The sequence below is a fragment of the Halorientalis brevis genome (genome assembly GCF_023077655.1).
In genome coordinates this window covers 266,539-281,345 of sequence record NZ_JALLGV010000005.1, presented here as the reverse complement: position 1 = coordinate 281,345, position 14,807 = coordinate 266,539, and the positions used below count along the sequence as shown (strand labels likewise).

Here is a 14,807-nt window from a genome sequence, read left to right as displayed (position 1 = left end):
TGTTTCAAATGGGCTCAGCATCGGCAGTCTCGGGTCGCGGTCGTGAGTGGCTCGCGCGTCGGTTCGCGATCGACGTGCGGGCGCTCGCCGCGTTTCGCATCCTGCTCGGCGCGATCCTGCTCAGTGACCTCGCGCTCCGCGCCCGCAACCTGCGGTGGTTCTACACGGACGCCGGCGTCCTCCCGCGGTCCGTTCTCCGCGCGACGTTTCCCGGCTATCAGTACGTTTCGGTGCACGCGCTCTCGGGCGCGTTCTGGGTGCAGGTCCTCCTGTTTCTGCTGGCCGGCGTCGCTGCGCTCGCGCTGCTCGCGGGGTTTCAGACGCGGATCGCGACGGTGATCTCGCTGCTGTTCCTGCTGTCGCTGCAGGCGCGCAACCCTCTCGTTCTCAACGCCGGTGACGTCCTCCTGCGCCGGCTGCTCTTCTGGAGCGTGTTTCTCCCGCTGGGAGCCGAGTGGTCGCTCGACCGGTCGCAGACGGCGTCACGCGAGCGCGTCGTCTCCGTCGCGTCGGCCGCGTTGCTCCTGCAGGTCGTGACGCTCTACGCGGTCAACGCCGCCCTCAAGCTTCGCGCGTCGCCGTGGCGCGACGGGACGGCGGTCAGATACGCGTTCAGCCTGGAGCAGTTCCTCGTCCTGTTCGGTGACGTGCTGGCCGACTTCCCCGTCGTGTTGATGGCCGCCACCTGGGGTTGGCTCGCACTGCTGGCGTGTTCCGTCCTACTCGTCGCGTTGACCGGCCGGTCCAGAGCGGCGTTCGTCGGCCTGTTCGTCGCGGCCCATCTGGGGATGTTGCTGACGTTGAAACTCGGGCTGTTCCCGGTGATCTGTCTCGCCGCCCTCCTCCCGTTTCTCCCGACGGCGATCTGGGACGCCGTCGAGCGACGAGCGCCAGCGCTCTCGATGGACCGGCTGCGTCGACGCGAGACGACCCCGCTCGAACGGCGGCTTCCCGACGCCCTTCCCTCGCTGGGGAGGCAGCTCGGAATGGGAATCGTCGCGGTCCTCCTGGCGGGGATGCTCGCGTTCAACGCGGTCTCCGTCGCCCACGTCGACGCGGCTGGCGTCGACGCCAGCACGATCGCGGAGCACCAACACTGGTCGATGTTCGCACCCTCGCCGCCCAAAACCGACGGGTGGTTCGTCGTTCCCGGCACACTCACAAACGGGAGCCGCGTCGACGTGCTTACCCAGTCACCCGTCCGCTGGGCGAAGCCGCCCGACGTCTCCCGTCGATACCCCACGGCGAGATGGCGGAAGTATCTCGCCAGAGTCGAGTCGGGCGAAGCGAACCGCCGGGCATTCGCCCGTTCTCTGTGCCGACGCTGGCAGCGACAGCACGCGCGTCCACTCGACGCTGTCTCGGTGTATTACGTCGCACAACCGACCAGACTCACCGGACCAGAACCCACGCGGACGCGACGACTACTGACCTACGAGTGCGAAAACGAAACGGCAGCGACGTCGGGCGGCGCTACTGAATTTTAGAGGAGAATTCGGGCGCTACGTTCACCGTTCGCCGTCGGCGTCCCCGTTCGGGCCGGGGATGTCGTGACTGTCGTCTGACCCGGCCATCTCTTCGCTGACTCTGACGCGGCCGGACACCTCGGCGAAGTCCTCTTCCAGTTCGGACAGGTCGACGCCCACCTGTTCGCGCCGGTCCGCGAGTCGCTCCTCGATCTGGGTGTACTCCTCGCTGGCTTCGAGTTCTGCGCTGGATTTCTCCTCTTCCAGCGTCGTCTTCTTCGAGACGAGTGCCAGGAACCGGCGGAAATCGTCGTCGTATGTGGCCCGTTCCAGCATCTCTTCGACGACGTCGTTGAGTTCGTTGCGCTCGATGGGCTTGACCAGATACTCGTCGAAGCCCATGTCGATGATGTCGAAGTCCGGATCGACCGCAGTGAGCATGACGACCCGACAGTCCAACTGTCGTGCCTGAATCTCCTCCAGAACGGCGTCCCCAGACACTTCCGGCATCCGCCGATCGAGTAACACCACGTCGACGTCCGGGCCCAGTTCGTCGAGCGCTTCTTTGCCGTTGTATGCGGTCCGAACAGAGTACTCGTCGGAGAGGAACGCCGTATACGTGTTCGCGATTGCCCTGTTGTCGTCCACGACGAGTACAACCGGCGATTCACTGCTCATGTGTCCACCACGACTAATTGCGTCTCACCCGACGGCGCCACCACTGTATCGCGGACCATTCTTACACGCACCTTTGACCGTAAGTCAAGAAATAGATTGTGGGAACTACATAACATGAAATCCGTTCGTGACCACTTCGAATCTCTCGACTCGTCTCCCCTGGTTTTCCAGCCACGTGCCCGTTCTCGCCGTCCTTGTTTTCAAAATAGAAAATTACGGAGATATATTTATTACGCAGTTCCCGCAACGGACACATGCTGGCACAGCGGTGCCACATTGACTCCCCATACCCACCCCAACTTCCCCACCCACCCCCCATCTCTCCTACTTTCGCTCACGTCGGTGAGCCGCTGGTCTCGCCTCGACGATGTATCGAACCGTGGGGGTTTATTCAGCCCCGTCCCAACCGGGCGCCATGGAAGACACGCGGTTGTCGCGCCGGCGCTTTCTCGCCGCTGCTGGAGTGACCGCCGGACTCGCCGGCTGTAACGCACCCTCTTCTGACAGTTCGAACTCGGGTGCCAGTCCCAACCAACAATCAGAGCTGATCAACTCGACGCCGCAGTCGCAATCGGTCTACACCGACGTATACCGCCGGACCATCGACTCTGTGGTCCGCATCCGCGTGTACACCGAGAGCGGCCGCACGGGACAGGGCTCGGGGTTCGTCTACGACGACAGCCACATCGTGACGAACCAGCACGTCGTCGACGGTGCCGCGTCGGTCGAAGTGCGGTTCACCGACGGCTCCTGGCGCACGGCGACAGTCGTCGGTACCGACGTCTACAGCGACCTCGCGGTCCTCTCGATCGCGAACGTGCCCGAGATCGCGACGCCACTGACGCTCATCGAGGGAGAAGTCGCCACCGGCCAGGAAGTCGTTGCCATCGGGAACCCCTTCGGCCTCTCGGGCTCGGTGTCGGCCGGCATCGTCAGCGGCGTCGACCGGACGCTTCCGGCCGCGAACAACTTCACGATCCCCGACGCCATCCAGACCGACGCCGCGGTCAATCCCGGGAACAGCGGCGGGCCGCTTGTAACACTGGACGGCAAGGTCGCTGGCGTTATCAACTCCGGCGGCGCGGACAACATCGGGTTCGCCATCTCCGCGGCGCTGATGCGACGGGTCGTCCCGGCGCTCATCGAGACCGGCGCCTACGAGCACTCTTACATGGGCGTGCGGCTCATGAACGTCACACCGCGCGTCGCCGAGACCAACGATCTCGACACCGCCCAGGGCGTCTACATGGACGAGGTCGTCGACGACGGACCGGCGGACGGCGTGCTCCAGGGGTCGACCGACCAGCGCGTCGTCGACGGCGTACGCGTCCCCGTCGGCGGCGACGTCGTCGTGAGCCTGGGTGGGGAGTCCATCCTGTCACAGCAGGCGCTCTCGACGTATCTCGCGCTCGCGACCAGCCCCGGCGACACCATCCCCGTCGGCGTCATCCGCGACGGGACCGAAACGACCGTGGACCTCACGCTGGGGACTCGCCCCGCTCCCTGACCGCTGCTCTCGGCGCGGAGAGTAAGGTCCATGCACGTGGGGTCCGTTCGCTCCGGTATGCAACTACAGGCGCGGGACCGCGTTCCCGAGTTGACCGGATTGCTGACTGTCGTGTCGCTCGCGCTGGTGTTCGGTGCTGTGCTCGGCGCGATCCCCACGCGGCACCTCCCGCAGGCGCCCGACTGGTTCCTCGCGGCGATCCCACACGTGAACGCCGTCGTCAGCGTCTTCGCCATCGGGACGATTTTCGTGGGCTGGCGTGCGATCCGCGCGGGGAACGTCACGCGTCACCGGAACGCGATGATCGCTTCGCTCGTCCTGTTCGTCGTGTTCCTCGTCCTGTATCTCTACAGGGTCGCGCTGGAAGGACCGACCTCGTTTCCGGGACCTGCGGTGCTCGAGCAGTTCGTCTACTTCCCGATCCTCGCGATTCACGTCCTGCTCGCCATCGTCTGCATCCCGCTCCTGTACTACGTCCTCCTCCTGGCGCTGACGCGTCCGGTGGACGACGTCGGCGCGACGCGCCACCCGACGATCGGACGCGTCGCCGCCTCCCTGTGGCTCGTCTCCTTCTTCCTCGGAACCGTCGTTTACGCGCTCCTCTACGTGGTGTTCTGACACCACCGCCACTCAGTGTGAGGAAGCTGGACCACCTCGGTCGAATCGATGACCGACCGGTCCGGTTCCGACCGCAACCCGCTCGCCCCGTACTCCCCCTGTGACCTCCCGCCCGGCGTCGGTGGCGATACCGATCCGCGTCTCGGCACCTCCGTCCTGCTCGCAGTGATGGTACGCGTGGTGCTCGCGGTGCTGGTGCCCCTGCTCGGCGTGTTGTGACGAAAAAACGGACCGCTCAGTCGTCGGCTGTCGTGGGCGCGTCGATCGACGGCCGCTCGACGTCCCGATCTTTCTCCTCGCCCTGGATGTCGTAAGGGTACTCGCCGGTGACGCAGCCGAGACAGAGGTCGGCGCGCGATTTCGACAGCGACTCCGCGATCGCGTCGATGGAGAGATACGAGAGCGAGTCCGCACCGATTTCGTCGCGGATGTCCTCGACGGAGCGGTCGGCCGCGATGAGTTCCTCGCGGGAGGCCATGTCGATCCCCATGTAACAGGGGGCGATGATCGGCGGTGCGCCGATGCGGACGTGGACTTCCTCGGCGCCAGCGTCTCGCAAGAGCTGCACGAGCTGGTTCGAGGTGGTCCCGCGGACGATGGAGTCGTCGATGAGCGTCACGGTCTTGCCCTCGACCGTCGATTTGATCGGGTTGAGCTTCAGGCGGACCGCGCGCTCGCGTTCGTCCTGGGTGGGCATGATGAACGTCCGGCCGACGTACCGGTTTTTCATCAGGCCTTCCGCGAACTCGACGCCATCGGCGTCGGAGTCTTCGTTTGCAGCTTCGGCGTACCCCGACGCGAACGCGCGTCCGGAGTCCGGAACCGGCATCACGACGTCCGAGTCGATGCCGTTTTCCTCCCAGAGCTGCCGGCCGAGTTCGCGCCGCACCTCGTAGACGAGTTCGTCGTCGATGACCGAGTCAGGCCGCGCGAAGTAGACGTGCTCGAAGAAGCAGTGCGCGGTGTTCTCGTTCTCGACGAGCTGGTACGTGTCGTACCCGGTGCCGTCGGCGTGGAGGACGACGAGCTCGCCGGGTTTCACGTCCCGGATGAGCTCCCCGTCGAGCGTGTCGATGGCCGCGCTCTCGGACGCGAGGACGTAGCCGTCCTCGAGCTCGCCGATACAGAGCGGGCGGTTGCCCTGCGGGTCGCGCACGCCCATCACCGTGTCGTCGTGCATGATGGTCAGCGAGTACGACCCGTGGATGCGAGCCATCGTGTGCTTGACCGCTCGGACCAGGTCCTCTTCGAGGAGGTTGCGCGCGAGGTCGTGCGCGATGACTTCCGTGTCACCGTCGGACGTAAACGCGTGCCCGAGGCCGGCCAGTTGATCGCGGATCTCGCCGGCGTTGACCAGGTTCCCGTTGTGGCTCAGACCGAGCGAGCCGCTCTTGAAGGAAACCGAGAACGGCTGGGCGCAACTGCAGTCGAGACTGCCGGCGGTCGGGTACCGGACGTGGCCGATCCCCTGCGATCCGTTCAGCGCCTGCAGGTCGCCCTGTTCGAAGGCGTCACCGACGAGTCCCATCTCCACGTGGGAGTGTTGCTGGAACCCGTCGTGCGTGACGATCCCTGCCGACTCCTGGCCGCGGTGCTGGAGGGCGTAGAGAGAGTAGTACAGCGGGCGGGCGGCGCTCCGGTCCTCCAACGAGATCCCGACAACGCCGCACTTCTCGTGCATTTATTCGCCGGCCTTCTCCTGCCAGGCGTAGTCTCGGCGTTTCGCAGATTTGCCGAACCCGCAGGATGAACAGACCTTCTTTCGGGAGTGGTATGATTTCTCGCCACAGCGGCGGCACTTCACGTGTGTCGTCTTGTTCTTTTTCCCCTGGCTCGGGGTTCCTGCACCAGTCATGGGTTAATCGAGACGACGTTATCGCCGCGTATAATCGTTGTGTCTTCGTCCGCCTCGATGACCAGGTTCATGTGCTGGTCGTACCCCGTGAGCTCTCCTTCGAACATTTCGCCGCCTTTCAGTTGTACTGTGACGATCTCCCCGAGGGAGTCCTCCAGTATATCCAGTGGTCGTCCGCTCATAGGGCAACGGGGTGCCGACGTACCCATAAACGTACCGCTCCATCATCCACGTCGCGTCCGCCCCCGAGAACGGTGTTTGGGGCCGCTGTTCGTTGAATTTCCCACGCCGCCCGTTGATTAAACGCTGGTCCGGTACGGGGTAAACTCGCCTGCCCGCTCGACGAAGGCTCCTGCGAGATCGATCGTCGCCGTCAGATCGTCGGCGTCGACGACCTCCGTGGGCGTGTGCATGTACCGGGTCGGAATGCCGACGTTCACCGAGGGAATCCCGCCGCGCTGGACGAACAGCGAGTTCGCGTCCGTCAGCGTGGTGTTGCTCCCGGCTTCGAGCTGCACGTCGATCTCCTCGTCGCTGGCGACCGTCCGCAACGCGTCGACCAGCACCGGATGGTCCGGCTGGCCCCGCCTGACCGACGGGCCGCCGCCCAGGTCTACGTCGATCTTCTTCTTCCCCGGGAGGGCCGGCGTGTCCGTCGCGTGGGTCACGTCCACCACGACTGCTGCGTCCGGTTCCAGGTCGAACCCGACCATCTGCGCCCCGTTGCCGCCGACCTCCTCCTGGACCGTGCTGACCGCGTACACCGTCGCGTCCACGTCGGCCTCGACGGCCCGCCGAAGCGTCTCTGCGGCGGTCCAGACGCCCACGCGGTTGTCCATGGCTCGCCCGGTGAGCCGCGAGCCGTGGAGGTCCTCGACCGTCGAGGACACGGTGATCGGGTCGCCCACGTCCACCAGTTCGGTCGCCTCGTCGCGGTCTTCCGCGCCGACGTCGACGTACTGCTCGGTGATGTCGGCGACCTCGTCCTCGTCTTTCTTCCGGAGGTGGATTGCAGTCTGGCCGATGACGCCCTGGACCGGCCCGTCGCTGGCGTGGACCGTGACGTGCTGGCCGCGCGAGACGGTCTTGTCGGTGCCGCCGACCCGGGAGAGGTGGAGGAACCCGTCGTCGTCGATTCGGCGCACGACGAAGCCGATCTCGTCTGCGTGGCCGGTGACCGCGATCTCCGGCCCGCCGCTCCCCTCGTGGACCGCGACCGCGTTCCCGTAGGCGTCGGTCCGGACCTCGTCGGCGAACGCCTCGACGTAGTCGACCCAGACGCGCTGGCCGGCGGCCTCGAACCCCGTGGGTGACGGCGTTTCCAGCAACTCGAACAGGAACTCGCGCTGTCGATCGTCCATACCGCCCATGGCGTGGGCACGATTATCAACCCGACGCCTTCGGGGCCGAAACCGACAGACTGCCGACGCGCCCAAACGATAAGAACGGGCGCGTGGATGTACTGCTATGGTCGACGTGACCCTGGTCGAACTCCACCTCGAGGACGCATCGTTCACCGCCAAGGCCCCCTTCAGTAGCGGGCGGGGTGAGGACCGGGAGAGCCACGAGAACACCACCGAGGTGCCGATCGGCGAGGGTGAGGGCGGCGGCCCGAGCAAACTCATGCTGGCGGTCATGGGTCTCGGCGTGGTCGGGGCGCTGGGGTGGTGGCTCAGGCGCGGACGAATGCCCGAACTCGACGAGGAGATCGAAGTCGCTCCCTGACCACAAACTGCGGGAGGGGGAAGACATTTCACCACCGGGACCCAGGATCGCCCATGGGTCTATTTCGTAGTGTGCAGGCTGTAACAGGAGCGTCGGGGGACGGTCCGGTCGACTGGGACGCCGTCGGCGAGGCGGCCAAAGCCTCGACCGATCCCGGTTCGCTCGCGCTCGCTGACGGCGTCCGCGAGGGGTACGCCGCCGACGTTCGGGACGCCAGAGCGCGCGTCCGCGAGGTCGCTGCCGTCGAGTTCGACGTCCCCGACACCGTCGAGATTCAGAACCGACACCACTGGATCGACGCCAACATCGACACCTTCAGGCGAGTGATGGACCCCCTCGGCGAACAGGTCGGCATGCTGCCGGGCATCGCCAGGGTCGCCAACACCGCCTCGATGTCTGTCGCGCTCTCTTTCCTCGCGGAGAACGTCCTCGGCCAGTACGATCCGCTCTTGCTTGCCGAGGGGACCGACGACCACGCGCTGTATTTCGTCCATCCCAACATCGGGCGGGTTTCGACCATGCTCGACGTCTCTGAACCCCGTTTCCGTCGCTGGATCGCCTTCCACGAGGTCGCTCACGCCGCCGAGTTCGGCGCCGCTCCGTGGCTCTCGGACAAACTCGAAGCCGATCTCGAAACCGCGATCTCGGAACTCGCCGACGGCCACATCGACCGCGAGTCGCTGACGGCGCTCGACACGACCATGACCTCCGTCGAGGGGTACGCCGAACTCATCATGGATCGGGCGTTCGACGACGAGTACGCCGACCTCCGGGAGAAACTCGACGAGCGCCGCCGCGGGCGCGGCCCGATCGCGAAACTGATCCGCCGGCTGCTCGGCCTCGGCATGAAACGCCGCCAGTACGAGCGCGGCAAGCACTTCTTCGAGACGGTCGCGGACGAACGCGGCATCGAAGGCGCCAGCAAGGTCTGGGAACGCGAAGCGTACCTCCCGACTGAAGAGGAACTGGACAATCCCGCCGTCTGGCTCGACCGCGTGTAGCTACCTCTTCTATCGTCGGCCGCGACGTTGCGTGAGGCCGGACGTGTCCGGGAACACGTACCAGATGACCAGGCCACCGAACACCAGACCGCCAGCGACGGCGGCGAGGAACATCGTCGGCGACGGGTCTCCCTGGAGGGACACGAGCCCCGCCGAAAGCCCCACGAGCGCGGTAAAGAACAGTTTGACTTTCTTGGTCGCCGAGTCGCGTTCTTCGTCGGAGATCGGTCCGACCATCAGATCGACCCCGCGGTGCTGACGTGCATACCGACGAACTGCCAGTCGACCGCCTCGCGATTCGTTGCGTCGGCGACGGGCGCGCCGTCCTCGTCGCGGGCTTCGAGCGTCCCGCTCCAGCGGGTTTCGAACTCGAAGCGGATCTGCCTGTTCGTGTCCGTCCACGCCATGGACACGTCGTCGCTGAACCAGGCGTGACACGACCGCTCGGTGACGCGGAGATCGCGACTGTCGACGGTCCAGTCGGTCGTCGTTTCCGTCTGCTCGCGGAGGCCGGTCGCGATCTCGTGGGCGCCCACCAGGCGCTCGGAGATCCCGAACTTGACGATCTCGTCGTCGGTTTCTCCGTCCGCAAAAAAGGGCGCGAGCGAGTCGCCGGTGCGGAGGGCGTCGTAGTACTCGCGGATGGTTGCCGCGGCGTTCATATGGGGCCAGAGCCGCCGATGGGACTTACCGCTGTGGATTCTCGGTGCCCGTGACGGGCCGTCGGGGTCACTGGAAGCCGCGGTCGACGCTCTCGTCGATGACGTCGTCGAGTTCCTTGTCGAGGAGTTCTTCGGCCTCCTCGAACGTGGTCGAGAGATCCTCGATCGTGTCGGGCCGGTCGTAGAGGTCGATGTCGGCCGGGCCGAACGCGGGGCTGTCCAGCGTCTCCATTACGTCGTCGAACAGCGCGTCCGGCGTCGTCGGCGCGTCGGCGTGGGCCTGGAGCACTTCCGAGAGCTCGTTCACCGTGTCCTCCGCGTCGTCTTCTTCGATCGGTCGCTGGACGCCGAACCGGCCCGCGTCCTTCTCGGGAAACAGCGGATCCAGCTCGTCGTCGATCTTGCGGGCGACCTGCGCGCCGACGCCGTTCACCTCGAACGGGTTCTTCGCGTACGTCTTGAGCTGGAAGACGCCGGCGCTGGGATGGCCGACGTAGAGGTCCTCACCGATCCCGTTCGCCCGGTCGCCGCCGACAGCTCGCCAGCCGCTCGGCTCGGCGTTGCTCTCGACGACCTCTTCGAGGATGTCCTGCCAGTCTCTGACGCGCATGCTGCCCGCAAGTTGGTGCTACCGACCGAAGAACGTATCGGAACCGGACGTGTCGCGGTCGGCGTTTCCGGCCCCGACCGCCGCTCACTGCGCCGGTTCGAGGGCGCCGTTCTCACGATAGACGCGATCCAGCACCCCTCCTGGCACGCTACCCCCGTCGGTGTCGACGGCCGCGTCGGCCTCGACGCGATACCAGCCGTACAGGTCTCCGTCAGTGCCGCGAATCGTCACCTCGAGCACCGACGCGTTCCACCCGCCGTTCGCCTGCTGTCCGTAGGTCTCCGTGAGCGTCGCCAGCGTGGCTGCCAGCGCGTCGTCGCTCGTCTCGGTTTCGAGCGTCAGGAAGGCCGTCTCCCCTCGCTCGTCGAAGTCGGCCACTGTCGCGTCCGCGTCGGTAGCAAGAGCGTCTCGGAACGAAACCCGCATCGCGTCCGTCCCAGTCTCGCCGCCCTCGTCGGTTCGGTTCGCCGTCGCGTTCCGGATTCGAGCGGCCAGGTCGGTGGCCTCGATCGCGCCCGTGGCGGTCTGGCGGCCCCAGTAGGCCGGCATCCGGAAGCTCGTGACTGGAGTGCCGTTTTCGTCGACGGCGACTGCCGCCATGGCGCTGGCGTTCCACGTCTCAGCCGACGACCAGGTGTCGTTCACCGCGCTCCCGTAGGCGAGGCCGAGGAAGAACGCTGCCTGCTCCCGCCGTTCGGACCCGTTTACCGCCTCGTATCGCACGTGGACGCTCCCGTTGCGCGTCTGGACGGATTCGACGCCCAGGTTGCGGCCGCGGATGACGTCCAGGAACGACCGCGGCTGGTCCGTCTCGTTGACTGACGGACCGAACGGTGTCGCCGTGTCCGTCGCCGTGATCGCGTCCGTCTCGACGCGGTCGTCCACCGGCGGGTCCGTGTACGTCGGCGTCCCACTGTCCCCACTGCAGCCTGCGAGCACGCACAGCAGTGCGAGGCCACAGGCTGCGACCGTTGACGATTGCATGCCGGGAGGTTGCCAGCGAACCGCTAAAAACTGTTGGCTCGATGTCGGTTACGCTGCGACGAAGTCACTTGTACAGGACGACAAGGAAGGCGAGTGCGGCCCCGAGGAAGACGACGAGTCCTTCCAGCGGGAGGCCGGTGACGCCGAGGCGCCAGATCAGCTCCGTGAGCGCGACGAAGACGGCGCCGGTCAGCACCGTCGCACCGATGTGAGTGAGTTCCACGCTACTGGTCGCTGCTTGTTGGCCGACCTGATCGCCCAGCGTGATGGCGTGTCTCGCCGCGTCCCACGAGGCGACGACGCCCGCCGTCGCGAGCAACAGCGCGAGCCGTCCGCTGTCGTAGGCGACGCCGCTGTTCAGCACGGCGATGAACACGAGGCCGGCTCCGGCGGTGGCGAGCGCGGTCTCCCAGCCACGTCGGAGCGGCAAGAGCGCGACCGCGAGGACTGCCACGCCGGCCAGTCCCGGATACAGCTCCGCTGCGGCGATGCTGTCGAGGTCTGTGGTGAAGACGAACGCGAGGCCGGCGACGACCAGGCCGAGCCCGCAGACGCTAATCAGGGCGGTTGCGACCCGGTCGTTCCAGTTCCCGTGCGTCGCGAATCCCACCACCAGCAATCCGAAGACCGTCACTGCGATCGGCAACGCGTGGGCCGTGCCGGCGACGAGGAGGACGCTGCCGGCCGCGATGAGGACGGCGACCGCGCTGGCGAGCGTCGTCGGCCGGTGAACCATCGCCGAACTCGATGGGGGTTCTGCCTGCGACATCACGACCACCGTTGTTTTGCGCCCATGAGCGCGCGGGCCAGCGACGTGTCGGTGTCCCAGTCCACGATCGAGACGCCGCCGCGGCGGAGGGCGTAGAGCCGGTTTCGACGCTCGACCGTCGCGATCCGATCGCCGGGCGATTCGCCGGTCGTCACGTCCGGACTCACGACGGTGACGGGACGGCCAGCGCCGGCCAGTTCCATGGCCACGTCCACGACGAAGCCGTCTGCGAGTGGGCTCACGAACACGATCTGGGTCTCGCGGTCCAGGCGTTTCCGGAGTTCCCTGATCTGGTTCATTGCACGGTCGTCGTCGGGTTCCGGGTCGTCCGGTGGCTGGGGTGAGAGCGTCGGGTGCGTCAAGAGCAGTTGACGAGCCCGATGTTCGTGGTCGGTGCCGCGGTCCGGCGGGAGCCAACAGAACTCCCTGCCGATCGCTGCCAGCCCCGCTCGTTCGTCGACGTCCCAGACTGCGTCCAGCAGCTCCTGTGCGGCTGCGACCCCGTGAGAGACCGCGTGCGGGCCTCCGTCGTGACCCCGGTACGAACTCGCTCGCGCGTCGATACAGACGACGACGTTGACCGCTCGTTCCTGGCGATACTCGACGGTCGCGAGCGTCCCGGTTCTGGCGTAGTGTTTCCAGTCGATGCGGCTGGGGTTGTCACCGGCTCGATACTCCCTGGTGCGTGCGAACTCGATGCCGTCCCCGTTGCCGGTGGTCAGGATCCGGCCGGGGAGCTGTTCCTGGCTCTCGGTCACCGGCGGGTCGGGGAGGTTCCGACGGCACTCGATCTCCTGGGTCTCCGCTTCGACGGTCGTCTCGACTTCTGTGCGGCCGCTCACGTCCCGGGCGATCGCGGTCGCCGCCCGGAACTGATGGGTGCCGTGTTCCGCAATGACGTCGTAGGAGAACGTCGTCGAGGCGCCCGGCGCGAGCACGGCTGCGTGTCGCGCACTCCCGTCCGTGACGGACAGCAATGCCGGTACGCCGTCGACCAGTCGCAGGTCGGTCAGTCGCTCGTCGCCCTCGTTGGTCACGGTGACGGTGACGGTCACGTCCTCACCTGGCGAGGGACTCGCCTCGCTCACCCGCCGTTCGAGCGCCAACTCGACGGGCGGTGACTGGAGCAGTCTGGGATAGATCGCGTATCCCACGCCCAGACAGGCCACGAGCAGGATGTACGGGCGCTTCAGGAGGAGGCCGATCGACCCCGCGACGAGGGCGACGGCGACCACGCCTCGCCAGTGGTTCGTCCGCCGAACGGTCGTCATCGGTCACCTCCCTGCTCGTCGCGTTCGAGAATGGCCGTCACGGCCCGAGCGGTCCGGTCCTGGAACCGGGACCCGCGCGGGAGCGCGTCGCGGAGCCGCTGTGCGAGCGGCGCCGGCCCCTCGTCGGCCAGGAAGGCGGCTGCGGCCTGGTCGTCCGTCCATTCGCCCGCGGAGACGGCGGCCCTGGCGGCAGCGGACGAGCAGCCGTCGACTCGTCGCACCGTTTCGATCGCCGTCTGGCGCAGGCGATCCCGAACCGTCGCTCGCGACCGCCCGGTGACGTGTTCGTACGGATGGAGTCCCTGTTCGACGACGTGGTCGATCTGGGCGCCCAGCGGGACCCCGGTCGGCACCGATTCGGCGGTCGGCGGCGTCGCCTGCTCGAAGCCGTACAGCGACCGCGCCAGGATCACCAGCAGGGCGAGAAACAGCGCGACCAGCCCGAACCCGGCGATCACCAGGTAGTCGTGACCGAGCTGGTCGACGAGCCAGTCGACCGAGACGAGGTTCGCGATCCCCCGGACGAGCAGCATGGCGATGCCGAGCACGAACAGGAGCCCACCGACGAGCAACGGGCCGCGACGGTGCGCGGTCATACTCCCCCCTCCGACGGATCGAGTTGGAGTCGCTGGCAGACCTGCGAGACGCGCTGCCGGCGGTCGTCCGTCACCGGTCGTTGCCCGTATCTCACTTCCTCGAACGTGCGGGTGAGTTTCCGGACGGCGTCCGGGTCCATCCCGGCGTTAGCCGCCGCGCTGGCGCACTCTTCGGTCGTTCGCGCCCGTCGGTCCTCGACGTCCAGGCTCCGCATCATCGCGTCCCACGCGTCGAAGACGACGTTCGCGTCCGACGGGGGACTCGGCTCCCACCTGGGCTCGGTGGCAGCGGTCTCGCTGTCAGTGTCCGACGAGAAGAACAGTCCGAACAGGCGGTCGCGGTAGCGGTAGGCGAGTGCGAGCAGCAACCCCACCACCAGGAGACCGACGACGAGCGGGAGGACGCTCGCGGAATTCGACTCGGTTTCCGTGGCCGAACTCGACGACGAGGAGTCGCCGGAACCACCGCCCGACCCGCCTCCGGCGATCGTCTGTGACCCGTTCCCTTTGACGAGCGTCTTTCCGTCCTCGTTTTGTCCCCGCTGGTCGCCCGGGGCGCCTTCGTTACCGGACGACGGTTTCACCCCGCGGTTCTCGGGCTGGTTCGCTCGGTTGTTCTCCTGGCCCGTCCCGCTCCCGTTGTCGTCAGACCCTCCGTTCTGGGCGTCGGGGTCGTCGGGGAGGTTCGGGTCTCGTTTCTTCGTCTCGATCTCTTGCTGGAAATCAGAAACGTCGCTGCTTTCGATGGGGAGGTACTGGTAGTTGAGATCGACAGCCTCGGATGGGTCGGACGACAGCGTCGAAGAGAGCGTCGTCGCTGCAACACCCACGGCGAAGAAACAGGCCATCGCGACCGCGATCGAGGTGAGTTGGTGGCGATTCATAGCAGTGGGGTACTCGTGACACCGGATACACCCCTGGAACGTGCATTGTTATCCACAGCATACACAGCTTTCCGGCCCGTTGGGCGGTGATTGGGCCATTTTGTCGCTGTGACATTGGCATCCGGATTCCCCGGAGGCTGTGTGTCTCCTTCGGAGAAAGCCGTCTCTATTCGGGCCGATC

The 14,807-nt window shown here is 66.5% G+C and carries 19 protein-coding genes; 6 read left to right on the top strand and 13 right to left on the bottom strand.

All coding sequences use genetic code 11. From position 1 onward, the window contains the following. The first annotated feature begins 8 nt into the window (after positions 1-8). Entirely contained in the window at positions 9-1,487 is a 1,479-nt protein-coding gene (locus MU553_RS13420) for an HTTM domain-containing protein (RefSeq protein ID WP_247378515.1), read from the top strand. Positions 1,488-1,508: 21 nt separating this feature from the next. On the opposite strand, the gene MU553_RS13415 is transcribed toward MU553_RS13420, so the two are convergent. Next, the gene (locus MU553_RS13415; protein ID WP_247378514.1) at positions 1,509-2,144 is read right to left on the bottom strand and encodes a response regulator; all 636 of its coding nucleotides are present in this window, start codon (positions 2,142-2,144) and stop codon (positions 1,509-1,511) included. A gap of 415 nt (positions 2,145-2,559) precedes the next feature. Here MU553_RS13415 and MU553_RS13410 point away from each other — a divergent pair, with 415 nt between their 5' ends. Genes MU553_RS13410 through MU553_RS13400 form a run of 3 tightly spaced genes read left to right on the top strand, consistent with a single transcriptional unit; the run spans position 2,560 to position 4,488 of the window. Further along, positions 2,560-3,651: a S1C family serine protease gene (locus MU553_RS13410; protein WP_247378513.1), complete on the top strand. Its 1,092-nt coding sequence runs from the start codon at positions 2,560-2,562 to the stop codon at positions 3,649-3,651. Positions 3,652-3,708: 57 nt separating this feature from the next. After that, positions 3,709-4,269: a DUF420 domain-containing protein gene (locus tag MU553_RS13405; protein ID WP_247378512.1), complete on the top strand. Its 561-nt coding sequence runs from the start codon at positions 3,709-3,711 to the stop codon at positions 4,267-4,269. A gap of 48 nt (positions 4,270-4,317) precedes the next feature. Next, complete coding sequence (locus tag MU553_RS13400; RefSeq protein ID WP_247378511.1) at positions 4,318-4,488, top strand: hypothetical protein; 171 nt, start codon at positions 4,318-4,320, stop codon at positions 4,486-4,488. Positions 4,489-4,504: 16 nt separating this feature from the next. On the opposite strand, the gene purF is transcribed toward MU553_RS13400, so the two are convergent. The 4 genes from purF to MU553_RS13380 form a co-directional block, all read right to left on the bottom strand. Next, a complete protein-coding gene (purF, locus tag MU553_RS13395; RefSeq protein ID WP_247378510.1) occupies positions 4,505-5,950 on the bottom strand; it encodes an amidophosphoribosyltransferase in 1,446 nt (481 codons plus the stop codon). Then, positions 5,951-6,124: a 50S ribosomal protein L37e gene (locus tag MU553_RS13390; protein WP_247378509.1), complete on the bottom strand. Its 174-nt coding sequence runs from the start codon at positions 6,122-6,124 to the stop codon at positions 5,951-5,953. Continuing rightward, a complete protein-coding gene (locus MU553_RS13385; RefSeq protein ID WP_247378508.1) occupies positions 6,121-6,306 on the bottom strand; it encodes an LSM domain-containing protein in 186 nt (61 codons plus the stop codon). The genes MU553_RS13390 and MU553_RS13385 overlap by 4 nt, the downstream gene beginning before the upstream one ends. A gap of 117 nt (positions 6,307-6,423) precedes the next feature. Beyond that, positions 6,424-7,485, bottom strand: coding sequence for a zinc-binding metallopeptidase family protein (locus tag MU553_RS13380; protein ID WP_247378507.1), 1,062 nt, complete (start codon positions 7,483-7,485; stop codon positions 6,424-6,426). Between the two features lie 106 nt (positions 7,486-7,591). Between MU553_RS13380 and MU553_RS13375 the strand changes: the two genes are divergently transcribed. Both MU553_RS13375 and MU553_RS13370 read left to right on the top strand, forming a co-directional pair. Continuing rightward, on the top strand, positions 7,592-7,849 hold the full coding sequence (locus MU553_RS13375) for a hypothetical protein (RefSeq protein WP_247378506.1): 258 nt from the start codon (positions 7,592-7,594) through the stop codon (positions 7,847-7,849). Between the two features lie 53 nt (positions 7,850-7,902). Then, on the top strand, positions 7,903-8,850 hold the full coding sequence (locus tag MU553_RS13370) for a zinc-dependent metalloprotease (protein WP_247378505.1): 948 nt from the start codon (positions 7,903-7,905) through the stop codon (positions 8,848-8,850). 9 nt (positions 8,851-8,859) lie between these two features. On the opposite strand, the gene MU553_RS13365 is transcribed toward MU553_RS13370, so the two are convergent. The 8 genes from MU553_RS13365 to MU553_RS13330 form a co-directional block, all read right to left on the bottom strand. After that, positions 8,860-9,087: a hypothetical protein gene (locus MU553_RS13365; RefSeq protein ID WP_247378504.1), complete on the bottom strand. Its 228-nt coding sequence runs from the start codon at positions 9,085-9,087 to the stop codon at positions 8,860-8,862. Continuing rightward, positions 9,087-9,512 (bottom strand): nuclear transport factor 2 family protein, encoded by a 426-nt coding sequence (locus MU553_RS13360; RefSeq protein WP_247378503.1) that lies wholly within the window; start codon positions 9,510-9,512, stop codon positions 9,087-9,089. Before MU553_RS13360 ends, MU553_RS13365 begins: the two co-directional genes overlap by 1 nt. A 67-nt stretch (positions 9,513-9,579) precedes the next feature. Further along, a complete protein-coding gene (locus tag MU553_RS13355) occupies positions 9,580-10,122 on the bottom strand; it encodes a hypothetical protein (protein ID WP_247378502.1) in 543 nt (180 codons plus the stop codon). 84 nt (positions 10,123-10,206) lie between these two features. Beyond that, a complete protein-coding gene (locus MU553_RS13350; RefSeq protein WP_247378501.1) occupies positions 10,207-11,106 on the bottom strand; it encodes a DUF8159 domain-containing protein in 900 nt (299 codons plus the stop codon). A gap of 64 nt (positions 11,107-11,170) precedes the next feature. Then, complete coding sequence (locus MU553_RS13345) at positions 11,171-11,875, bottom strand: DUF7519 family protein (protein WP_247378500.1); 705 nt, start codon at positions 11,873-11,875, stop codon at positions 11,171-11,173. Then, on the bottom strand, positions 11,875-13,146 hold the full coding sequence (locus MU553_RS13340; RefSeq protein WP_247378499.1) for a DUF58 domain-containing protein: 1,272 nt from the start codon (positions 13,144-13,146) through the stop codon (positions 11,875-11,877). Before MU553_RS13340 ends, MU553_RS13345 begins: the two co-directional genes overlap by 1 nt. Then, the gene (locus MU553_RS13335) at positions 13,143-13,742 is read right to left on the bottom strand and encodes a DUF7269 family protein (protein ID WP_247378498.1); all 600 of its coding nucleotides are present in this window, start codon (positions 13,740-13,742) and stop codon (positions 13,143-13,145) included. Before MU553_RS13335 ends, MU553_RS13340 begins: the two co-directional genes overlap by 4 nt. Continuing rightward, on the bottom strand, positions 13,739-14,626 hold the full coding sequence (locus tag MU553_RS13330; protein WP_247378497.1) for a DUF4129 domain-containing protein: 888 nt from the start codon (positions 14,624-14,626) through the stop codon (positions 13,739-13,741). Before MU553_RS13330 ends, MU553_RS13335 begins: the two co-directional genes overlap by 4 nt. Positions 14,627-14,807 lie beyond the last annotated feature (181 nt).